Source organism: Hyphomicrobiaceae bacterium, assembly GCA_041397645.1.
Taxonomy (GTDB): domain Bacteria; phylum Pseudomonadota; class Alphaproteobacteria; order Rhizobiales; family Hyphomicrobiaceae; genus Hyphomicrobium_B.
Map to the genome: position 1 here is coordinate 277,795 of JAWKWE010000005.1, position 22,686 is coordinate 300,480.

20 protein-coding genes are annotated in these 22,686 nt (G+C 58.2%); 14 read left to right on the forward strand and 6 right to left on the reverse strand.

The window, feature by feature from the left end; all coding sequences use genetic code 11:
• Window positions 1-125: 125 nt before the first annotated feature.
• Complete coding sequence (gene cimA / locus R3D51_15090; protein ID MEZ5900807.1) at window positions 126-1,748, forward strand: citramalate synthase; 1,623 nt, start codon at window positions 126-128, stop codon at window positions 1,746-1,748.
• A gap of 106 nt (window positions 1,749-1,854) precedes the next feature.
• On the forward strand, window positions 1,855-2,400 hold the full coding sequence (locus R3D51_15095) for a heme-binding protein (protein MEZ5900808.1): 546 nt from the start codon (window positions 1,855-1,857) through the stop codon (window positions 2,398-2,400).
• A gap of 64 nt (window positions 2,401-2,464) precedes the next feature.
• Here R3D51_15095 and soxZ read toward each other — a convergent pair whose 3' ends face one another.
• Together soxZ and soxY are read right to left on the reverse strand one after the other, a co-directional pair.
• Window positions 2,465-2,794 (reverse strand): thiosulfate oxidation carrier complex protein SoxZ, encoded by a 330-nt coding sequence (gene soxZ, locus R3D51_15100; GenBank protein MEZ5900809.1) that lies wholly within the window; start codon window positions 2,792-2,794, stop codon window positions 2,465-2,467.
• A 15-nt stretch (window positions 2,795-2,809) separates the two neighbouring features.
• The gene (gene soxY / locus R3D51_15105) at window positions 2,810-3,310 is read right to left on the reverse strand and encodes a thiosulfate oxidation carrier protein SoxY (GenBank protein MEZ5900810.1); all 501 of its coding nucleotides are present in this window, start codon (window positions 3,308-3,310) and stop codon (window positions 2,810-2,812) included.
• 189 nt (window positions 3,311-3,499) lie between these two features.
• Between soxY and R3D51_15110 the strand changes: the two genes are divergently transcribed.
• The 8 genes from R3D51_15110 to R3D51_15145 all read left to right on the forward strand — a co-directional run bounded on the left by R3D51_15110 (window position 3,500) and on the right by R3D51_15145 (window position 14,362).
• Window positions 3,500-4,807, forward strand: a complete 1,308-nt coding sequence (locus R3D51_15110; protein ID MEZ5900811.1) for an NAD(P)/FAD-dependent oxidoreductase — start codon at window positions 3,500-3,502, stop codon at window positions 4,805-4,807.
• 47 nt (window positions 4,808-4,854) lie between these two features.
• Window positions 4,855-5,841 (forward strand): DnaJ C-terminal domain-containing protein, encoded by a 987-nt coding sequence (locus tag R3D51_15115; GenBank protein ID MEZ5900812.1) that lies wholly within the window; start codon window positions 4,855-4,857, stop codon window positions 5,839-5,841.
• Window positions 5,838-6,179: a chaperone modulator CbpM gene (locus tag R3D51_15120; protein MEZ5900813.1), complete on the forward strand. Its 342-nt coding sequence runs from the start codon at window positions 5,838-5,840 to the stop codon at window positions 6,177-6,179. The genes R3D51_15115 and R3D51_15120 overlap by 4 nt, the downstream gene beginning before the upstream one ends.
• 281 nt (window positions 6,180-6,460) lie before the next feature.
• Window positions 6,461-8,965: an acyl-CoA dehydrogenase gene (locus tag R3D51_15125; protein ID MEZ5900814.1), complete on the forward strand. Its 2,505-nt coding sequence runs from the start codon at window positions 6,461-6,463 to the stop codon at window positions 8,963-8,965.
• A gap of 44 nt (window positions 8,966-9,009) precedes the next feature.
• Entirely contained in the window at window positions 9,010-11,010 is a 2,001-nt protein-coding gene (locus R3D51_15130; GenBank protein ID MEZ5900815.1) for a 3-hydroxyacyl-CoA dehydrogenase NAD-binding domain-containing protein, read from the forward strand.
• A 106-nt stretch (window positions 11,011-11,116) separates the two neighbouring features.
• Window positions 11,117-12,421, forward strand: a complete 1,305-nt coding sequence (locus R3D51_15135; GenBank protein ID MEZ5900816.1) for an acetyl-CoA C-acetyltransferase — start codon at window positions 11,117-11,119, stop codon at window positions 12,419-12,421.
• A gap of 227 nt (window positions 12,422-12,648) precedes the next feature.
• On the forward strand, window positions 12,649-12,858 hold the full coding sequence (locus tag R3D51_15140; GenBank protein ID MEZ5900817.1) for a hypothetical protein: 210 nt from the start codon (window positions 12,649-12,651) through the stop codon (window positions 12,856-12,858).
• 190 nt (window positions 12,859-13,048) lie between these two features.
• On the forward strand, window positions 13,049-14,362 hold the full coding sequence (locus R3D51_15145; protein MEZ5900818.1) for a cyclopropane-fatty-acyl-phospholipid synthase family protein: 1,314 nt from the start codon (window positions 13,049-13,051) through the stop codon (window positions 14,360-14,362).
• 3 nt (window positions 14,363-14,365) lie between these two features.
• Here the strand turns inward: R3D51_15145 and R3D51_15150 are convergent, their stop codons facing one another.
• Window positions 14,366-14,809, reverse strand: coding sequence for a MerR family DNA-binding transcriptional regulator (locus R3D51_15150; GenBank protein ID MEZ5900819.1), 444 nt, complete (start codon window positions 14,807-14,809; stop codon window positions 14,366-14,368).
• Window positions 14,810-14,843: 34 nt separating this feature from the next.
• Window positions 14,844-16,547 (reverse strand): long-chain fatty acid--CoA ligase, encoded by a 1,704-nt coding sequence (locus R3D51_15155; protein MEZ5900820.1) that lies wholly within the window; start codon window positions 16,545-16,547, stop codon window positions 14,844-14,846.
• 415 nt (window positions 16,548-16,962) lie between these two features.
• On the opposite strand from R3D51_15155, the gene R3D51_15160 reads away from it, so the two are divergent.
• The 4 genes from R3D51_15160 (at window position 16,963) to R3D51_15175 (ending at window position 19,726) form a co-directional block, all read left to right on the forward strand.
• Entirely contained in the window at window positions 16,963-17,220 is a 258-nt protein-coding gene (locus tag R3D51_15160; GenBank protein MEZ5900821.1) for a phosphopantetheine-binding protein, read from the forward strand.
• Between the two features lie 134 nt (window positions 17,221-17,354).
• Entirely contained in the window at window positions 17,355-18,599 is a 1,245-nt protein-coding gene (locus R3D51_15165) for a beta-ketoacyl-[acyl-carrier-protein] synthase family protein (GenBank protein MEZ5900822.1), read from the forward strand.
• Between the two features lie 125 nt (window positions 18,600-18,724).
• Window positions 18,725-19,105, forward strand: coding sequence for a cyclophilin-like fold protein (locus R3D51_15170; protein MEZ5900823.1), 381 nt, complete (start codon window positions 18,725-18,727; stop codon window positions 19,103-19,105).
• A gap of 78 nt (window positions 19,106-19,183) precedes the next feature.
• On the forward strand, window positions 19,184-19,726 hold the full coding sequence (locus R3D51_15175) for a sulfotransferase (GenBank protein MEZ5900824.1): 543 nt from the start codon (window positions 19,184-19,186) through the stop codon (window positions 19,724-19,726).
• Window positions 19,727-19,786: 60 nt separating this feature from the next.
• Here the strand turns inward: R3D51_15175 and R3D51_15180 are convergent, their stop codons facing one another.
• Entirely contained in the window at window positions 19,787-21,616 is a 1,830-nt protein-coding gene (locus R3D51_15180; GenBank protein ID MEZ5900825.1) for a hypothetical protein, read from the reverse strand.
• 265 nt (window positions 21,617-21,881) lie between these two features.
• A complete protein-coding gene (locus R3D51_15185) occupies window positions 21,882-22,664 on the reverse strand; it encodes a sulfotransferase domain-containing protein (GenBank protein MEZ5900826.1) in 783 nt (260 codons plus the stop codon).
• Between the last annotated feature and the right edge of the window lie 22 nt (window positions 22,665-22,686).

Here is a 22,686-nt window from a genome sequence, read left to right on the forward strand (position 1 = left end):
TAACGCAAAGCCCGTAAAATAGTCGCGTCCCCTCTGGGCCGGACGGAAGAGCGCAACCCGCGTATCCGGCAGCCCATCCTGGCGATGGGACGTGCCGCTCAAAGAAAAGTAGTTTCGAGACCGCTATGTCGAAGGACCGCCTCTACCTGTTCGATACAACTCTGCGCGACGGTGCGCAGACTACGGGGGTCGATTTCTCGATTGCCGACAAGCGGCGCATTATCACCGTGCTTGACGATCTGGGTCTCGATTACATCGAGGGCGGCTATCCGGGGTCCAATCCTACGGACACCGAACTGTTCTCGCAGGCGCCCAAACTCCAGTCGGCGCGGTTCACCGCCTTTGGCATGACCAAGCGGGCAGGGCGATCCGTCTCCAACGATCCTGGCTTGCAGGCAACGTTGCAGGCCAAGTCGGACAGCATCTGTCTCGTCGCCAAGTCGTGGGATTATCACGTGCGCGTGGCGCTAGGCATTTCCAACGAGGAAAACCTCGAAAGCGTCGCGCAATCGGTTGAGGCCATTCGCGAGACGCAGCGCGAGGCAATGATCGACTGCGAGCATTTCTTCGACGGCTACAAGGGCAATCGCGACTACGCGCTGGCTGTTGCCAAGACGGCATACGAAGCAGGCGCGCGCTGGATCGTTCTGTGCGACACCAACGGTGGCACGCTGCCTCACGAGGTGGAACGCATCGTTACCGATGTGACCAGGCACGTGCCGGGTGCGAACCTGGGCATCCACACTCATAACGATACCGAGAACGCCGTCGCCAACACATTGATGGCGGTACGCGCTGGATGCCGTCAGATCCAGGGAACGTTGAACGGTCTTGGAGAGCGTTGCGGCAACGCCAACATGACCTCCATCATCCCGACGTTGCTGCTGAAGAGCGAATTCGCGGACGCTTTCGAAACGCGCGTCACGCCTGAGCGCCTGCGCGTGCTAACTCATGCAAGCCGGGTCCTGGACGAAATTCTCAATGCCGCGCCCAATCGCCATGCGCCTTATGTCGGCGAAAGCGCGTTCGCGACAAAAGCGGGAATTCACGCGTCGGCGTTGCTCAAGGATCCGCAAACCTATGAGCACGTCGCCCCCGAAAGCGTCGGCAACGAGCGCCGCATCCTTGTGTCCAAACAGGGCGGGCGCTCCTCCATCCTATCGTCACTCGATAAACTCGGCATCACAGCCGACAAGGACGATCCAAAGATCGCCGCACTTCTGGAAGAAGTGCGGTTGCGCGAAGATCAAGGCTATGCCTACGAAGCGGCCGAGGCCTCCTTCGAGCTGCTTGCCCGGCGGATGCTGGAGACGGTGCCGCGCTACTTCTCGGTAGAAAATTTCCGAGTCATGGTTGAGCGCCGTCACAACGCGGTCGGCAAGCTCGTGACGGTTTCCGAGGCCACCGTGAAGGTCTCGATTGCTGGCGAAAGCCAGCCACTGTGGTCGGTGGGCGAGGGTAATGGCCCGGTCAATGCGCTCGATACGGCATTGCGCCGCGATCTGGGCCGATACCAGAAGCACATCGAAAATGTGGAGTTGGTCGACTATAAAGTTCGCATCCTGACGCAGACGGGCGCGCACGGCACGCAGGCGGTGACCCGCGTTCTGGTGGAAAGCCACGACACGGAAACAGGCGAGCGTTGGACGACGGTCGGTGTATCGCCCAACATCATCGATGCGAGTTTCGAGGCGCTGCTGGACTCGATCAATTTCAAGCTCCTGAAGGACAAGGCCGAGGTGGTCTGAACTTGCGCGCCTGCGAGATGCGGCATCCGTCGCGCGAACTATGGGCACCTCTGCCGGGACGGGTTAAGGTCTGCTGGTCTTTTGGTGAACTTTGGGAGTAGGAACGATGACCACCCTCCGCCTAGGCAGCGCGCTCGCGGCGGTCGCAGCGGCGGCCATGATCAGTCCGGCATTCGCAGTGGATGAGCAGCCGGCTGCAACGCCTTATCCGTTGGACGCCATTCCTGAGAAGCTGCCATTCGCAGAACCCTATGGGCTGCCGATCTCCGTCACGACTGCACAGCGCTTGCTGCAGGAAGCCGTTTCGGAGGCGACGAAACACGGTTGGCCGTTGAGTATTGCCGTTGTCGATAGCGGTGGAACGCTGGTCGCATTCCTGCGCATGGATAGCGCCAATCTGGCGTCGGCAGACATTGCCATCGCCAAGGCCGTTTCGGCTGTGAAATTCCGCAGACCCACGAAGGTTTTCGAAGAGGCCATTCAGAAAAAATCGTTCAACTACCTGACGACTTTGCCAAGTGTCGTCGCCTCGCGCGGTGGTATTCCGCTGCTGGACAAGGGCGCCGTTGTCGGAGCCATCGGATGTTCAGGTGGAACAGGCTCTCAAGACGAGGCCGTCTGCGCGGCTGCGGTGGCCAGTTTGTCTCGCTGAGGCTCTTTCTCGCTGACAGTCTTTCACCCACACAGCCTTTCAGGCAGAGAGAGGCTGGCTGTCTTCAAACAACATTTAGCGGCGCGGTTTCGATCAGGGTCGTGCCTTCGTCATCTGTCCAGGCAAACTCGAACGTTCCGGGCCCGGGCACCTTCAAAGAAAATGCGATGAAGGGATTGGCGGAAATTCCAGGCCCCAGCTCGGCGCGGAAGACTTCCTGATCGGCATACTTGGCGACGAAGCTGTTGATGATATCGCGCGGGATCGGCTTGCCTTCACGGTCTTTGCGATTACCCGTTTCCATCACGTGAGTGACAAGCGTGCGCACCTCGATGATCTCGCCAGCGCGTGCGCTCTCGGGGATCTTTATCCGCGGCTTGGTTGCTGGCGCCATGCAATGCTCCTCAGATCAGCTCGAACATCCGCCGATAGTAACCTTTACGGTCGAGCTGCCGACGGCCAACGTGCCATTCGACAGGACTGCTAACGCGATGACATCCTGTGTCTTGGCGAGACGCATCCGGCTTTGCACCTTAGCGATGCCATTTAGGGGCGACAGGTGAAAGCTGGCGACGCGGGCCACGGGATTGGCGGTCGACAGCAGATGGATGGTCTTAACGTAGTCTTCCGGGGTCATCGGGCTGTCGACCGTGATCGTCACAGGCACGAAGTTGCCGTTCTCGGCAATTTCAGGAAGCTCAAGGGTCACCTTGCCTTCGAGCGGTGTTCCGCCAGCCGTAAGCATGGCGTAAGCTTCTTCGAAGATCTTGCTGCGCTCCATCGCCTGTGGCGCTGCGTCCTGTGCAGCAGCGAGCAGCGGATGCAGAAACATGGCTGCACCGCCCGTGATCAGCAGGCTTCTACGATTCAGGACGCTGATCGTTAGGTGCACTTTAGCGTTCGTCGTCATGCGAGATTTGCGCCGACCTCCCCGTTTGGCCGCCAACCTGCTTTATCTGCCTTATAGAACATAAGTTTGCGTTGTCTCTAGTTACAAAGGATTTATTTCCTGACAAAATAGAGGCACGAGGCGGTCCATTGCTTGCGGCTGCCTACGCACCAAAAAACAAATCCAGGGAGCGAGGGTTTCGAGATGAGCATGAACCGCAGGGAATTCGCCGCGGGTGCGGGTTTAATCGTGCTTTCGGCGGGTCTCGCACGACCCGCACTTGCGCAGGGCGCAGCGAAAGTCGTGATCATCGGCGGTGGTCCGGGTGGCGCGACCGTCGCCAATCAGATCAAGACGGCTGACCCTGGAATTGACGTGACGCTGATTGAGCCGAAGGAAGCATACACAACGTGCTTCTATTCGAACCTGTTTATCGGCGGCTTCCGTTCGTTCGAATCCATCACGCACAACTATGACGGCCTCGTCCGTCGCGGCATCCGCGTGGTGCACGATACCGCAACGGGTATCGACACGGCGGGCAAGACCGTGAGCCTGTCGAAGGGATCGAAGCTTCCCTACGATCGGCTTGTGATCGCGCCGGGCATCGACATCAAGTACGACAGCATCGAAGGATACTCGAAAGAAGCGGCAGAGATCATGCCGCACGCTTGGCAAGCGGGACCTCAGACGGTCCTGCTGAAAGAGAAACTTTTGAGCATGAGCGATGGTGGCGTTGTCGTAATGGCCATACCCGGCAATCCCTATCGCTGCCCACCCGGACCTTATGAGCGCGCGTGCATGATCGCGCACCTCCTTAAGACGCGAAAACCGAAGTCGAAGCTCATCTTGTTCGACGCGAAGAAGACGTTTTCAAAGCAGGGTGTGTTCGAGGAGGCATTCGCCGAATACTACAAGGGCATCATCGAGGTGAATCTCACCAATGAGATCGACGATTATGCGGTCGTGAAAGTCGATCCATCGACCGGCGATGTGACGACCAAATCTGGCCGGACGGAACGCGCCGCGGTCGCCAACATCATTCCCGCTCAAAAGGCTGGTAGCATCGCGCAGATCGCAGGCTGCACCGAAGGCGATTGGTGCACGATCAATGCCGAGAACTTCTCATCTGCCAAGGTGAAGGATGTTTACGTCCTGGGAGACGCGGCTATCGCCACCGATATGCCCAAGTCAGCCTATGCGGCTTCAAGCCAAGGGGCGGTGGTCGCGGCAGACATCGTTGCGGACCTGACGAGCAAGCCACGCACGTCGGGCAAGTATCGTAACACCTGCTGGTCGATGCTGGCGCCTGAGAACAGCGCCAAGATTGGCGCGGACTACACGGCGGGCATGAAGGACGGCAAACCGCATCTTGATCCGCACGATTCATTCGTGTCGAAGCCCGGAGAGAGTGCGGAGCTTCGCCGCGAGACCTATAACGAGAGCGCAGCGTGGTATGAGAGCTTCACAAACACGTTGTTTGCGAAGGACGTGCAGGCAACAGCAGGCAAGGCCCAATAGGGCCTTGTTCGCCGGTGTAACGTCGCGCCGCGTTTCAAGGATGGGCCATGGAGTACAAGGACTATTATAAAATTTTGGGTGTCGAGCGCGACGCGACCCAAGACGACATTAAACGCGCGTTTCGAAAGCTGGCTCGCAAATACCATCCCGACGTGAACAAGGAGGAAGGTGCGGAGGCCAAGTTCAAGGAGGTCGGCGAGGCCAACGACGTCCTGTCTGATCCCGAGAAGCGGGCCGCCTACGATCAGCTTGGCAAAGACTGGCAGGCGGGACAGGAATTCCGTCCGCCGCCGGGATGGGATGCGGGCTTTGAGTATTCGGGCGCATCCTCCGGTCCGAGTGACGCCGACGTTAGCGATTTCTTCGAAAGTCTGTTTGGCCGCTCCCGTCGCGCTGGAGGGATGGGGGCAGGTAGTGGAGGCGCGTGGCAGTCGCACGGCGCGCCGCACGAATTCCACGCCCGGGGCGAAGACCGTCACGCCAAAGTGCTCATAGACTTGCGCGACAGCTTTTCGGGTGCGACGCGACAGATCTCATTGCGGGTGCCGGAACTCGATGCCGAAGGGCATGTGTCGGTTCGCGACCGCACCTTGAACGTGCGGATCCCGAAGGGTGTGGTCGAAGGTCAGCATATCCGGTTGAAGGGGCAGGGCGGACCAGGGCAGGGGCGGCTTCCCGCCGGCGATCTCTATCTCGAAGTTCAGTTCAAGCCAGATGCAGTCTATCGTCCCGATGGCAAAAACCTCTATGTCGAGCTTCCGGTTGCTCCCTGGGAAGCAGCTTTGGGAGGAAGCGTGAAGATGCCGACGCCCTCCGGTGACATTATGTTGAAGATACCGGCTGGTTCGTCGCCAGGGCGCGAGCTGCGCGTCAAGGGCCGAGGCATTCCTGCTTCAGAGCCTGGCGATCTTTACGCAGTGCTGAAGCTCGTGTTGCCACCTGCAAGCGATCCCGATGCAAAGACAGCATACGAGACTTTCGCCAAAGGCTTTTCCACGTTCGATCCACGCGCAAAGTTTGGAGGTGCGTCGTGAGCAAAGAGAAAGACATGCACACCGCGCAATCGGAAATTGCCGAGAGCGGCGCCGTCTGTACGCTGGAAGAAATCTGCATCGCGTGTCAGGTGGAAGAAGGCTGGGTGACAGCGCTCGTGGCACATGGCGTGATCGACCCGATTTCGGGACGGGGCAAAACCGGTCAGCGGTTTGCAGCGGCGAGCATCATGCGAGTTGCCAAAGCCAAAAGGCTGGAGCGCGACTTGAGCCTCAACACGCCGGGTGTGGCGCTCGTTCTCGATCTTCTTGACGAGATCGAGCGGTTGCGGAACCGACTGCGCGCACTGCCCACGGGGGCCGCGACCTCCGACGAGTGATCGGCGCCAGCCCGCAATCATCCCACCTGACATGGGCGTTCGCTTTGGCACGCCGGAAAAACGTGATTAGATGAGGCGCGATCCGTCATTCCCGATCGGGCGAAAGGGAATGGAGGCTGCATTTCTCTTGACCTATACGTCAACTTTACGTATAGGTCAACAACATGTGTGCGGGTTTGGGTGCGCGCGCCGGAAGGCGCAGGTCATGGTAGCGTCGTGGCTGGAATGACCGATCCCGAGCAACTGAAGTCGATACCAGGGCCGATTGTGGGAGGCGCACGATGGCAGCGGTAGTTTTCCTTCTAATTTTGCTTGGTATTTTCCTGGCGTTGGGAATGCGGCGCTCCCCTATGTGGTTATGGGCCGTGGCCGTCGGCGGCCTTACGTTGTTATGGCAGTCGGGGTTGTTGGCTGGTGATCTTCATTGGCCCGACCCTGGGTTGCTCGGCTCCCTTGCCTGGATCCCTACCATTGTCCTCGGACTATTGAGCGTTCCAGCCGTTCGGCGCGCGGCAGTCGTCGAGCCCGCCTACGGCATGGTGCGCGGCATCCTTCCCAAGGTATCTGATACTGAGGCCCAGGCGCTTGAGGCGGGCACGGTCGGTTTCGATGCCGAACTGTTCTCCGGAACGCCCGACTGGAACAAGCTGCAGGCAATTCCGGCAATACAACTCTCCACCGAAGAGCAGGCGTTCCTCGACGGTCCGACCGAAGAGCTTTGCAGGATGATCGACGACTGGCAGGTGCGCCATGCCAATCGTGAGATCCCCGAAGCCATTTGGGACTTCGTGAAGCAGAACGGCTTTTTAGGTATGCTCATTTCCAAAGAGCATGGCGGTCTTGGATTTTCAGCTCAGGCGCAGTCTCTCATTCTTGGCAAGATCGCTTCGCGTTCGCCCGACGTCGTCACCATCGTCATGGTCCCGAACTCGCTAGGGCCCGGCGAACTGATCGAGAAATATGGTACGGACGCGCAGAAACATCATTTCCTGCCGCGCCTCGCCAAAGGACTGGAAGTGCCCTGCTTCTCGCTAACGGGCCCAACCTCGGGCTCCGATGCCGCGACCATGCGGGACATCGGCTACGTGACTAAAGGCATCTATGACGGCAAGGAAACCCTTGGCATCCGTCTGTCGTGGGACAAGCGCTACATCACGCTCGGCCCTAAGGCGACGTTGGTCGGTCTGGCGTTTCGGTTATTCGATCCCGACAACCTGCTCGACAAAGGTGAGGACGTTGGCATCACGCTGGCTTTAATCCCGGCCGACCACCCTGGCGTCAATATCGGGCGACGGCATCTGCCTTCAGGTGCGGCGTTTCCCAATGGCCCTAATTGGGGCAAAGATGTTTTCATCCCGATCGATTGGGTCATCGGTGGGGAGAAAATGGTTGGCGCAGGTTGGCGCATGTTGATGGAGTGCTTATCGGCGGGCCGAGCGATCTCGCTGCCGTCGTCGGCGACATCCGGCGCCAAGATGATGCTCCGTGTGACGAGCGCCTATGCGCGCATCCGCAAGCAGTTTGGCCTGCCGGTGTCGCGCATGGAGGGCGTGGAGGAACCGCTGGTTCGCATCGTCGAAACGGCCTACGTGAACGAGGCCGCGCGCGCCATGACGGCCGCGATGGTGTCACGCGGCGAGAAGCCTTCCGTCATTTCGGCCTTGATGAAGTACCAGACGACGGAAAAGCTGCGCCGCGCCGTCAATGACGCCATGGACATTCACGGCGGGCGCGCAATTTGCGATGGCCCCTCCAATTATCTCCAGTCCGCGTACCAGATGGTGCCTGTCGGCATAACTGTCGAGGGCGCCAACATCCTCACCCGAACGCTCATAACGTTCGCGCAAGGTGCGCTGCGCTCGCACCCTTATCTCTACAAGGAAGTGCAATCGGCACAGGATACAGATAAGAAGCGCGGGCTCGACACGTTCTACGATGCCTTGAGCGGGCACGTCGCCTTCTCCCTGTCGAATGCAACCGGCGCGTTCTTCCACAATCTGACGGGTGGTGCGTTGGCATCCAGCCCCGACAACGTGCAGCTGATGTCGCAATGGTACCGCCAGCTTGCCCGTGCCTCGCGCTCGTTTGCGTTCGTGGCCGATCTTACCGTGGCGCTGCTGGGCGGCGGCTTGAAGACCAAGCAAAAGATCACAGGGCGCATGGCGGACGCGCTCTCCGAGCTATACATGCTGTCGGCTGTTCTGAAGCGTTATGAGGACGACGGCCGCCCGCAAGGTGACCACGCCATCGTCGAATTGGCAGCGATGAACGCGCTTTATCGCTTCCAGGAGGCCATGGCTGGAGTCATCGACAACTTCCCCGTTACGTCCGCCCGTCCGTTGATGCGTCTCGTAGTCTTCCCGCTCGGCAAACGCTATAAGCCTGCGCCAGACACATTAGCGCGCAAGGTGGCACGCCACGCGTTGGAGCCCGGCGAAGCGCGTGATCGCCTAACCCGCCATATCTTTGTATCGAAGAGCGTCGACGACCCAACAGGTCTGTTGGAAGTAACGCTGGAGAAAGTCATCGCCGCCGAGCCTGCCGAGAAAAAGCTCGAAAAGGCTATCCGCAATGGCATAGTCCGCCGGTATCACGGCATCGACTGGTTTGCAGACGCGGCTGAGAAAGGCGTGATTACCCAAGCCGAGGCCGCCCAGCTTAAGGAGGTGGAAGGACTCGTTGCCCGTGTAATCGCCGTCGATCATTTCGATCCGGCGGAACTGAAACCCAATTACGTTGATTTGGGGCACAACACCCGTGGGTCCAAATCTCTGGCGGCGGAATAGAAAACACGCCGCGATAGTAGTGTACGCAAGGATCCGAGGCAGGCATGGCTGACACGACATCGGAACTCAAAGACTGGCGCTTCTCCGTCGATGGAGAGGGTATTGCCTGGGCGATTTTCGACCGCGAAGGCGAAAGCGCCAATTCGATGGGCCGCCGCCCGATCGAAGAGCTCTCTGCAATCGTAGAGCGCGTCGAGGCGGATGCGCGGGCGGGCCGCGTGAAGGGCCTCGTTATCATGTCGGGCAAGGAGCGAAGCTTCGTCGTCGGCGCCGACATTCGCGAGTTCGAGAGCTTTGAAACCGAGGCGCAGGTGATCGCCGCGCTCAAACCTGTCAACGCCATGCTGGATCGCATAGAGCACCTGCCGGTACCGGTGGTCGCGGCTATTCATGGCGTATGCGTCGGCGGCGGTCTGGAGCTCATTCTGGCGTGCCACTACCGAATTGCCACCCGCGATGACGGCACCCGCGTCGGCTTCCCGGAAGTGAAGCTCGGTATCTTCCCCGGCTTCAACGGTACCGCCCGCTCCATCAAGCAGGTCGGCCCGATGGCGGCCATGCAAAACATGCTGACGGGCGCCATGATCCGCGCGTCCACGGCAAAGGCGCTGGGCTTCATCGATCAGCTTGTCAATTCGCCTGGAGAGCTGCGCTGGGCGGCCCGTAAAGCGGTCTTGCAGAACCGCAAGTCGAAGCCAGCGGGCCTGACAAGCGTGCTGATGACCAAGCAGCCAGCCCGGGGCCTGCTTGCCAAAAAGATGCGCGAGGAGACCGCCAAGAAGGTTCGCGAGGATCACTATCCAGCGCCTTTCCGTCTCATCGATCTTTTTGAAAAGTACGGCGGCAACCTTGATGCCATGAAGCTCGCCGAGACGACGGCGTTCGCACCCCTCATGGTGTCGGATACGTCGCGCAATCTGCGTCGCGTGTTCCGCTTGACCGAACTGTTGAAGAACCAGGCGCCGCTCAAGCTGGCGTGGAAGCCGCAGCGTGTTCACGTGATCGGTGCGGGCACGATGGGCGCTGATATTGCAGGTGTGTGCGTGGCAGCGGGCATGGAAGTAACGCTGCAAGACATTTCGCCAGAGCAGCTCGAAAAGGGCATGAAGGCGCAAGGGCGTCTGTTCGGCAAAAAGTTCAAGACCAAGGCTCAGAAGGATGCGGCCAAGGCCCGCTTTATCGCCGACCCTGAAGGCAAAGGGATCGGCCGTGCCGACGTGATTATCGAGGCCATCGTCGAAAAGCTCGATATCAAGCAGAAGCTGTTTGCAGACTTGGAGGCCAAGGTGAAGCCGGGTGCGATTCTGGCGACCAACACCTCATCCTTGAAGCTGTCCGATATCGCTGCGCCGCTGAAAGATCCTGGCCGTCTTATCGGCCTGCATTTCTTCTCGCCGGTAGCGCAGATGCCGCTCGTTGAAGTGGTTCAAGGCGACGGGACGCGCGAAGAGGAAGCCAAGAAAGGCGCTGCCTTCGTCACCGCCATCGGCAAATTCCCGCTGATCACCAAGGACGTTCCGGGCTTCCTCGTCAACAAGGTGCTCACACCTTATATGTTCGCGGCCTTCGAGCGGCTCGAGAAGGGCGAGGACAAAGAGAAGATCGACGAGGCTGTGCGGACGTTTGGTATGCCGATGGGCCCCATCGAGTTGGCCGACAGTGTCGGGCTCGACATCTGTCTGCACGTCGCCAAAATTCTAGGCGGCGGGGGCACGGAAGGGTCACGCCTGGAACGACTGGTTTCATCCGGCCGCCTGGGCAAGAAAACCGGCGAAGGCTTCTACGTCTGGAAGGATGGCAAGCCGGTGCGAGGTGAAGCAAAGTGGACGAAGGCGGAACTGAAAAAGCTGGGACGCGAGCTCGTGGAGCCGATCGTTACTGAAGCGCAGAAGGCGCTGGATGAAGGTGTGGTGGCGAGCGCCGATCTGGTGGACGCCGGTATGATCTTCGGCACCGGCTTTGCGCCGTTCCGCGGCGGGCCTTTGCACTACAAGGCAGGCCGGGACAAGTCGACGCCGCCCAAACAATCCGCTGCGGCGGAGTAGGTATGTTTTCGCATCCCCGCCAACGGCGGGCGATGGCATAGAGTTTTGGACACGTATATCTGACGCTGACTCGATTTCGAAGTTTGCGCGTAGGTGGAGAGATTGAATGACCGGAACACTGCGGCGCGTAGCAATCATCGGCGGGGTGCGCATTCCCTTCTGTCGCTCGAATACCTTGTACGCGGATCTCTCCAACCTTGACTTGATGTCGGCGGCGCTGAACGGCCTCGTCGACAAGTACAAGCTCAAAGGCGTGCACATAGATGAAGTTGTCGGCGGCGCCGTGGTGACGCACTCCAAAGACTTCAACCTCACGCGTGAGGCTGTTCTCTCCACGAAGCTCGCAACATCGACGCCAGGCATCACCCTCTCGCAGGCGTGCGGAACGTCCCTTCAAGCGGCCATGGGCTCGGCCGCCAAGATTGCCGTCGGCGAGATTGAATGCGCCATAGCGGTTGGCTCGGATACCACTTCGGATGCGCCGATCGTCTTCTCCAAGAAGTTTTCGCAGCGGCTGGTCAAGCTCGGCAGTCAGAAAACGGCGATGGACAAGCTAAAGGTTTTCAAGGGGCTGTCGCCTGCCGAGCTCACTCCTCAGCCACCATCTGTCGCCGAGCCGCGCACGGGCTTGTCGATGGGCGGGCACTGCGAGTTGATGGCTCAGCAGTGGCACATTCCGCGCGCCGAACAGGATGAGTTCGCGATTGAAAGCCACAAGAAGGGTGCGCAAGCCTACGCGGAAGGCTGGATGGATGATCTTGTCGTGCCGTATGCGGGCGTGTTCCGCGACAACAATCTGCGCGAGGATATGAGCCTCGAGAAGATGTCGACCCTCAAGAATGCCTTTGAGAAGGGGTCGCACGGCACGCTTTCGGCCGCTAATTCCACGCCGCTGACCGACGGTGCTGCCGCGGTGTTGCTCGCAAGTGAGGATTGGGCCGCCAAGCACGGTCTGCCGGTACTCGCCTACATGACCTACTCGCAGCACTGGGCCAACGATTTTGTCGGTGGCGACGGACTGCTGATGGCGCCGACCATCGCCGTTTCCAAGATGTTGGATCGTGCAGGCATGAAACTTCAGGATTTCGATTATTACGAGATCCACGAAGCCTTCGCAGCACAGGTGCTCGCCACACTCAAGGCGTGGGAGGATCCGGAATACTGCAAGAAGTATCTCGGGAAGGATGCGCCGCTTGGATCTATCGATCGCTCCAAGCTCAACGTAAAAGGGTCCTCACTCGCCTTCGGTCATCCGTTTGCAGCGACCGGCGCACGCATCATCGCAAATCTCGCCAAGTTGCTGTCCGTCCACGGCGGCAAGGGACTCATCTCGGTTTGCACAGCTGGTGGCATGGGTGTTGCGGCCATTCTCGAAAGCGCCAAGGCAAACGAGATGAGCAAAGCAGCCTAATCGAGATAAACGCACCAGAGGCATCGACTGTGCCGTCGCCTCACGGCTTCGTGTGTTTACGGATTCGTATCGCGTATTAGGCGTTGCGAGCCCTTGGCTGTCTCATTCGCCATCCTCACATGCTCAGTAAGAGGGTCGCTGTTCGCTGAGTTGGATAGTTGGCGCGCAGGGTCCTTAGCAGCGGTCCCGCACCGCTGCGATTGAACACACGCTGAGGAGACATTGCCATGAAGGAGATCATCGCTATAGCGGCCGCGCTTACCTTCGCCACGCCTGCATTGGCAGCACCTGATCTTTCGCGCGCCCCCGAGGCGCAGGTTTTCGCGCCATACCACCTGACGCAACAAATAGCCCAAGCTCCGGCCAAGCAGGCCAAGACAGCGCTGTCTTCGATGGCCGGAACCGACCTGAGTGAGTATCACCGCCATCTGGCTTGAAGTGCTGTCTGAAAATAGCCTTTTGTGGGCCCGGATGGCCGTGCGCGTTCCAGCCTGCCGGGCCTGCCCACAAACGACAGGGGCGAGCACAAATTCCCCCAACTTCGTGGCACGTTGTCTCCCATGGGCAGACACCGCTTGTAATTTGCGCTAAGCGGACGTCTGACCCGAGGGGACGCGAGCACGAAAGATGGCATCAAAAGACGACAAACAGATCGAATCCGCGCGCGCACTGGTGCGTGAATTGTCCGACAAGCTCAACCTCGACGCCTTTGTGAGGCTCTGGGACGGCTCACGTCTGCCGCTGGGCAAGGGCGCGCAGGGCGAATTCGAGATCATGATCCGCGATCCCGGCGTTATTGGCGCCATGATGCGCAGGCCGACGCTGGACACCATTATTCAGCAGTATGTCGCCAAGGGTGTCGACTTCTCCGGTGGAACTCTGGTCGACTTCGGCCATCAGCTTCAGAAAGACGGCAAGTCAGTAAAGTTGAAGCCCAAGGACCTCGCGCGGCTGGGGCTCAAGCTTGCACCCTTCATGTTTGCCAAGTCGGATGGCGCGAAAGACGCGCACGGCTTTGAGGGCGACATCACCGGCGGCAAACGTAAGACCGCTGACAACAAGGACTTCATTCAGTTCCATTACGATTTATCGAACGACTTTTACGCGCTCTTTCTCGATCCCGAGATGGTCTATTCGTGCGCCTACTACACCGATTGGTCGAACGGGGTGGAGCAAGCGCAACGTGACAAGCTGGAGATGATCTGCCGCAAACTGCGCTTGAAACCGGGTGACAGGATGCTCGATATTGGCTCGGGTTGGGGTGGTCTCGTGTGTCACGCGGCGCAGAATTATGGCGTCAAAGCACATGGCTGCACGCTGTCGGAAGAGCAGCTTGCGTTTGCGCGCGAGAAGGTGAAGCGGCTTGGGCTTGAAGATCGCGTGACCTTTGAGCTGATCGACTATTCGAATGTCACCGGAAGCTATGACAAGATTGCTTCGATCGGCATGTACGAGCATATCGGTTTGAAGAACATTCCGGCCTACATGTCGAAAGTGCGCTCGTTGCTCGCTGACGACGGTCTTTTTCTCAACCATGCCATCTCACGCAAGGCGCCCAAAGATAGCAAGGCCTGGTACAAAGGCCGCGTGCGGCCTGAGAAAAAGGCGATTGCGAAGTATATCTTCCCAGGCGGTGAGCTCGACGATGTCGGGCATTCGATCTCGGCGATGGAGCGCGCAGGTTTCGAGGTTCACGACGTCGAGGGCTGGCGTTTGCATTATGCGCGGACCTGCCAGCTATGGTGCGAGCGGCTCACGGCAAATCGCGAACAGGCCATAAAACACGTAAGCGAAGAGAAGTATCGGATCTGGGTCGCCTATCTTGCAGGCGTCAGTCTGGCCTTTTCGCGTGGCACGTTGCGTCTGTTCCAGACATTGGCCTCCAAGAGTGCCAAGGGGCCTTCTCCGCTGCCTCCGACACGCGCCGATCTTTACCGCTGAAGCTCAGCTACCTTTGAGATGCGCTTCGCAGCGTTCGACGATCTCGCGCAGGTCTGCGAGGGCGGCATCGATATCGATCCGCTTCTTTTCAAGTTCGGTTATGGCAGCGGACACTTTGTCTAGCAGAAGTCGTGTCTGGGCGAACTGACCAGGATCGCTGTCGTAAAGGGCGAGGTATTCGCCCACGTCCTCCACGGTGAAGCCGAGATTGCGTCCGCGCAGGATCAGCATCAGACGGGCACGATCGCGCTTGGAATAGTGCCGCGATGTGCCGACGCGCTTGGGTGCGATCAAACCGCGGCTTTCGTAGAAACGGATTGTGCGTGTTGTAATGCCGAATTCGCTCGCGAGGTCTGATATCGAATAGGTCTCGCGCGCGGCTGTATCACCGGGCGCCGGTTCAGCATTCAAAGAGGCGCTGCCCTTTGGCGCGCGGGGCGAACTCATGCCAGGGCCTTTATCCTTTGGAGCGGTGCGGAGCTTATGCCTGTTTGCGGGCTTCCTCGGCCATCAGCTCCTTTTTCGAGAGTTTGCCGATCATGGTCTTTGGCAGACTGTCTCGAAACTCGATCTGCGACGGCATTTCGATCTTTGAGATCTTGGATTCCAGGTGTCTGAGAATGTCAGTGGAGGTCGCACTCATTCCGGACTTGAGCTTGATGAAGGCTTTGGGAGCTTCACCGCGATATCCGTCTTTAATGCCGATAACGGTCACTTCCTCCACTGCCGGGTGCTCGTAGATCGCCTCCTCGATGCGGCGCGGGTAGACGTTGAAACCAGAGCAAATGATAAGATCCTTGATGCGATCGACGATGAAAAAGAAGCCTTTTTCATTCATCACGGCGACGTCTCCCGTGCGCAGGTAGTCGCCCATGAACTGGGCGGCCGTCTCGTTGGGTTTGTTCCAATATCCCTTCATGACCTGCGGACCTTTGACGCATAATTCTCCGCGCTCGCCTTGAGGCACCTCCTGGGAGGGATCGGTCAGGCTACGCAGCGATATCAGCGTTTGCGGCAAGGGGACGCCGATGGAGCCGGAAACGACCTCCCCGTCCATCGGATTGCAAGTGACGACGGGAGAAGCCTCCGACAGTCCGTAGCCTTCCACCACACACGAACCGGTCAGTTCCTCGAATTGCAGCTTGACCTCAAGCGGAAGGGGAGCGCCACCCGAGATGCAGAACTTCATCGACGACATGTCGAAGCTTTTCAGTTTCGGATGATTGAGCATGGCCGTGAAGATCGTAGGCACTGCCGGCATCATGGTCGGCTTTTGCTTGTGAATGAGGCCGAGGGCCTCGTCCAGCTGGAAGCGAGGCATCAGGATGATCGTGGCCGCCTTGGCGATCCCCATGTTCATCACGACCGTCATGGCGAATACATGGAAGAGCGGCAACGCTCCCAAGACCTTCTCCTCGCCTTGTTTCAGGCTGGTCGCCCATGCGTTGATCTGTGTGGCGTTCGCATAGAGGTTCGTATGGGTCAGCATTGCGCCCTTAGGCGTGCCCGTGGTTCCGCCCGTGTACTGGAGCACGGCGACGTCGTCATCCGGGTTGATGGCTACCGGCTTCAAGGTCGTGCCAGATTTTTCAACCTTTGCCCCCGCCACAATCCGGTCGGCGACGCGGGAACCGGAGATGTCTGCCACCTCCTTGCGTTTGAAGAGCTTGAACAGCAGCGCCAATGGAGGCGGCAGCAACGGAGCGAAGGGTACGACGATGGCCCTCTCCAGCACTGCGTTATCGACAAGTGTCTCGACCTTCCCAAAGAGGGCGGCAAGATCGTGAGTAATCATGATGCGCGTGTCGCTGTCGCGCGCCTGGAAGGTCAGTTCTTCAATGGTATAGAGGGGGTTGAAGTTTACGACCGTCCCACCGGCTTTCAGAATTGCGAAGTAATAGATGATGAAGGTTGGAGTATTAGGTAGAAATAGTCCAACTTTAGTACCTTTCGTCACGCCCAGGCTCTGGAGGCCGGCAGCCACGCGCTGGACTTGGTCCGCAAGGGACCCGTAGGTGGTGCTCTTTCCTTTGAAAACAATCGCGGGATTGGCGGCGAAGTCCCTAACGGCATCGTCGAGAAGGGCGGTTAAGGGACGGCCGGTGAGATCCATGCCCCAGTCCACGCCCTGGGAATAGCTGCTCACCCAGATTGGCGTGCCCGCGCCTGAAATCGTCTGGTTCATGTTAACCTCCCCTCCGGCTTGATCTTTTGTTGTGCGCAGCTGGGTCGCTGATGCAACTTCTGCGGCCACGCGATTTGCCGGCTCAATCGTCTGAATTACGAGATTGAACACTTTTTTCGCGGAGCTGACCAGAAGATGGCGGACGCAAAAACTGGAATTAACACTTCTGGGGTAGGGTGGTGCTGGTAGCTGGAAAGTGGCAGGCTAGGGGGCAAACGACACATATTCGTGGGAGGCTGAGGACGGGCTTTTCTCGCCCTGATTTGGCGCGGTTTCCCTGTGACGGCACGTAGCTGGACTTGCCCAGCATTTAAGGATATGTGACGGTCCAGCTTGTTGATTATCCGGTCTTGCAATACTTAGAGACCAAGCAGAACGCAACCTTCGGCGAGCATCGCCAAGGTGGGAGAGTGAAATGGACGAAGTCGCGACTAAGATTATCGATATTCTCAAGAAGCATATGAAGGAGCCGCGCGACGACATCACGCTCGACACCGCGCTGACGGACCTCAAGATTGAATCGCTTGATCTTGCGATGATCGTTTTCGACATCGAAGACGGTTTTGGCATTGAGATTCCGTACAATGCCAATGAGGACGTCGAAGACTTCAAGACCGTGGGTTCGGTTGTCGACCGCGTCAAGTCTCTGATTGCGGCCAAGGCCAACGCTTAATGCGTCAAGGCTTCGAGGGCATCCGCTACAGGACGCCCTCAGCCTCTTGTCTCACGGATGGATGTGAGCACGGCGCGCTGCGAGCCCTCGTGGCGCGTCCATTTGGTATTTCAAGATAAGAAAGAGCGAAGCTTATGACTAAAGCGGGCGGCGCACGTAGAGTCGTGATCACAGGTCTTGGCGCCGTGACGCCGATCGGGACGACTGTCGATGAAATGTGGGCGAGCATGAAGCAGGGCAAGAGCGGCACCAGCGCGCTCGGCGGCTTCCCACTCGACGATCTGAAAATTCTGATCGCAGCCCAGATTAAAGACTTCGACCACAAAGCCCGCCTCAAGCATTTCAAGCGCGACCGTATTATTACGCTCGCCGACCGTTACTCATGGTTCGCCGCCGTGGCTGCCGATGAGGCCATGCGTCAGTCCGGACTGGACTATCCTTTTGAGAAGCCTTATCGGGCGGCCTGCATCATAGGCTCGGGTGCCGGCGGTCTGACGACCTACGAAACCGCCTATCGCGACTTGTTCATTCACAACAAGCGCGCGACCCATCCCCTGACACTGCTGCGCATCATCGGATCTTCGGCCTCTGCCCATGTGGGCATCGAGTTCGGTATCAAGGGTCCAACCTTTGCGACCTGCTCGGCGTGCTCGACCGCAACGCACGCCATCGGCATTGCGCGCGACTATATCCGAGACGGCATCGTTGATGTGGCAATTGCGGGTGCATCCGAAAGCGTCATCAACTACGGAACGATGAAGGCTTGGCAGGCGCTTCACGTGCTCTCGCCGGAAGGCTGCTTCCCGTTCGCCAAGAAGCGCAACGGCACAGTGCTGGGCGAGGGCGCCGGCATCCTCGTGATGGAAAGCCTGGAACACGCCAAGGCGCGCGGCGCCACGATCCTCGCCGAGCTGTGCGGTTACGGTATGGCATCGGACAGTCAGGACATGGTCAAGCCGACGGTCGAAGGTCCGAGCGTCGCCATGCAAATGGCACTCGATGATGCCGGCATCACGGCCAAGGACATCGACTATCTCAACGCGCACGGCACGGCGACGGCCGACAACGACATCAATGAGACGAAGGCCATCAAAAACGTGTTTGGCGATCACGCCTACAAGGTCGCCATTTCGTCGACGAAATCGATGACGGGCCATCCGTTGGGCGCAGGTGGCGGTATCGAGGCCGCGACCTGCATCAAGGCAATGCAGGAGCAATGGGCCCCCCCGACGATCGGGCTTGATGAGCCCGGCGAGGGTTGCGACCTCGACTACATTCCAAACACGGGCCGCGCCCTCAAAATCGGCTACACCATGTCGAACAGCTTTGCCTTCGGTGGCCTCAACGCAGTGTTGGTTTTCGGTCCTCCGCCAGCCTAAATTGGCTACTTTTTGCGCAATCTGCACTTGAATGAATGCCGTCCCGATGAGAGATTATCGGGCCATCTCCCGACTTCGCTTCGGGTGTTGGCCAATTCTTTGGCGCAGATGAGTGCGGGGCCGGCATGCGCGAAGTCGTGATAAGTGCAGGAAGTATCAGCGTTCGCGCTAGGCTTCTTGATACCCCGACCGCCGCCAGGATCTGGGAGGCATTGCCTATCTATGCCTCGGCTCAGACCTGGGGTGCCGAGGTCTATTTTCAGACCGATGTCACGTCCGACCCGGAACCGAATGCCCGCGACCTCATCAAGCCGGGCGAGATTGCCTTTTGGCCCGACGGCGATGCCATTGCGATTGGTTTCGGCCCGACTCCCATTTCGCGCTCCAAATGCGAAATTCGCTTCGTTAGCCCATGCAACGTTTGGGCTGAAGCACTTGACGACGTGAAACAATTTAAGAGCGTCCACGCCGGCGAAAAGATCAGCGTCGTTCCTGCGCCAGCGTAAGTAACACCCCGAATATATCTTCAGATCGAACTCTATCATCTTTGTTGCGTAAGTGACGGCGATAGAGGGGGTGGTCCATTGCCATTGGGCAAGCAGAAGGTCTTCGGCATAGGTTTTCATAAAACCGGAACCAAGACGTTAGGTCAGGCGCTGACCACGTTGGGTTACCGCGTCAAGGGCCCGTTTGGGGCGCAAGACCCCGACATCGCAAAGGTGGCTTTGCGCCGCGCACTCGAGATTGCCCGCAGCTACGATGCATTCAACGACAATCCCTGGGCAATTTTGTTCAAGGACTTGGATGCAAACTTCCCCGGAAGCAAATTCATTCTGACTCGCAGGGCGGAGGACAGATGGCTCCGCAGTCAAATTAGATATTTCGGCGCTAAATCCACACCGATGCGTGAGTGGATCTATGGCGTGGGCTCGCCGCTTGGCAATGAGGACGTCTACCTTCGGCGCTATCGCCAGCATAATGCTGCGGTGCTGTCGTATTTTTGCAGGCGGCCTGACGACCTTCTCATCATGGACTTTGAAAGGAAGGATGGTTGGGCGCAATTATGCGGCTTTCTGCGCGCCAATCGACCCTGTGTGCCGTTCCCCCATGCCAATCCCACCCTCTAGTTGACGGGTTGCATTATGCAGCGGATCGGGCTCGCGATACTGACCCTCTGTCAGAGGATGTCAGCTTGCTGCGGTATCAATAAGGAACTTCTGCGCTATGCTCCAGTTGTGTGCAGCGTAGGCGCTCGCCAGATGGCGCTCTTCGTCAGTAAGCGAAAATTTCTTGGCCTGGTCGCCGATAAGACCCTCGATCTCCAGGATGAGATTTTCCGCCCGTTCCTTGTCGGGGACCGAGAGCTTGTAGCGATTTACGATGCGCACGATCTCGATACCGGGGCTGCGCATCGTCGTGTTCTGTCGCGGCATCGTTGGCAATTCGATGTCTATCACGCGCTTAGCAAGCGTCTCGGCAATGCTGCGATGATATGCAAACGCATGGACGCACTCTTCGCCAAACACTTCCTGACATTGAAAAATGAATCCGGTGTAGTCGAGATGCCTGCGAAACCATCGTTCGTTCATGGCCTCGGCAAATGAAATGTCGCGTCCATAAACCCGCTCAGCGACGCCAGGGAAGTTTGGGTTGGTGAGATATTGCGCATACAGAGACTCGGCAAAACTCACAGGCTCGCGGAAGCACACCCAAAGCTCGAAGTCGAAATTCTGTACGATGGCCTTGAACATGCCGACGCTTTCAGGATTGAAATCCCACCAGTGATTGAAAATCCCCTCAGTGGACATGAAGACTGTATGCGTGTTGGGCGGCATGTCGGCGAGCGCGGTTTCGAGATGCTCCGCAATGAGATTGCTCTTTTTCGAGCGCATCATGTCGACTAGTCGCTGGTGCTTGGGCATCGGCGTTTTGGATGGCTGCGGGTACCAGACACCGTGCTCTGCCAATGTTTTCCGGTTTGTCCCCAGATGCCATTGCAGGGACGAAGTGCCAGTCTTGGGCGTTCCGACGTGGAGAATGAATCGTAAGCGTCGTGAAAAGCTCGAAAGCTGGTTCCTGATCCCTTCGACTTGGGCGCTCTCTATGGCGACTATAGGAGCGGTGAATTGTTGCGCTTGATGACGCTTCAAACGCTCGAAGAACGGCACGTCGATGCTATCTGGCAAGAGTCGATTGAATTTGCCTGACGCAGGTTTGACCCGGTCATCGAGATTGTAGGCGGGATCGACGCGGCCGAACTCGTCCAGGCACCAATGGTAGTGAAGAACGCGGACCGGAGCGTTGAGATCCACCGACAGCGGCCTTCTCGGCCGATGGCACGGAAAGTTCCAGTTCGTGCTGAGCAACTCATAGGGGAGCTTCAGCGAACACAGGGCCATGCCGTAGGAGATCTGGTCGATATGCTTGCGGTGACCTGGATCGACGACAAGGTCGCTGGTCGAAAAAAGCAATTCAGCTAAGCGGCACCACTCTGCGTGAAGCTGCCGATGATAGCGCCAGGGGATGTAGAGAAATCCGCCGTTGAAATTGGATTTGAATGTCTGTCCATTGCCCCATTCGCAAAGGACGACCTCAGGATGATCGATGCCCGCGGCCTCATAGAGGCGTTCGAGAACATCAAGCGGAGGGTTGGGGGCATCGACGATCTTGCCCCAGCAAACGGACGTGTCGGGGAGGTCCAGTGGTTCGACAACTGCCAGATCGATATCGAGCAGGAAAATACCTTCGACATCGGCGCGATTGAAACTCTCCAGATCTTCGAGTTGACGAAGCTTGTTGCAGTATTTCTGGTCGAGATAGGGCTCGACTCGTCGCGCTCTGCATCCCAACTTCTCGAAATAATCCAGAACGTCCTTTTCTACGTCATCGGTGTGATGCACGAGGATGTCGGCTGCGTCTGCATTCGCCATCTTCATCAGGCCGGCGACCAAGAGCGACGCTTTGTAGGCATGATCGAGCGGGCGATCGATGAGAAAGGAATAAAGATGGCGACCCATAGAAGCCGATAGTCCCCGAGTTAGTTCCTCCGATCAATGCTATCGGTCATCGCCTTGCCGCCGTCCAGACCATTTTGGGAGGACAATCTGTTTGCTCGGAAAATCGCAACAATTGAGGAAGTGGACATAACGAAATTGGCTACGCAGGCGATTCGCGCATCGTGCGCGGTCCCTTGATTCGCGCAACGCTCGTGAGTCATCGATCGACTTCTCCCCGAAGGGACCGCCGATCACGCCGACTTTAGATCGGTCGGGGCTGGCGCAGTCAGCCGGTTTGCATTGGTTCGACGTAGGATGGATCGAGCCAATCGCTGAGGGCGATTTGCGTCAATTGCGATGTTTCTTCGATGTCGCCTGCGTAAACTGAATCGAGGTAGGCTCGTGCCGATTTAGGCATCGGTATCCTGGTAGATGGCCTCTCAGGCACGATGTACTTTGGTGACACCGACCTTTGAAGTTGATGAGCAATGCCAAGAAAAGTTTCGACGGTTTCCAGGACGTGGCCAGGCTCGCGCCACAAAGCATCGGTTCGCAGAAAGCAGATCTGCTCCTTTGGAAAAAACTCGAGAAGCTGCTTAATCTGTTCTGCGTAGAAACCACGCTCGACGAAGGAGTGGATGCGATGAATGCCCTGCGTGGCACTCATGCGTCGCCTTCCGAGATCTGAAATGGCTTCCTCAAAGCTGAGGAGTTCGCGCCTTCTCGTGTGTTCCATTTGCCAATGCGAATGCGCTCGCAAAGAAGGATGGCGGAGCAGCATGAGAAGTTTCGCGCTTGGATTGTATCGATGGAGTCGGGCGATGGCTTCTGGCCAATACGTGTAGATTGGAGTTGCCTCGCCGCGGAGCACGTCCTGTGAGTTCCATTCGAATTGGCCATGTAGGTGGTTATGGTCGGGAGAAAGCCAGTTGTTTGCTTCGTTGTCGAAGTGATGGACTTCCTTGACACGCGCCATTTGAATTGCAGTATGCTGCCGAAGGTACGTGTCAAGAGCGGTTGTTCCACCTTTTTGCACGCCCACAATGAAAAAATCGACCTTGCACCCCATTCTGCCCCTCGACGCTGTCGCA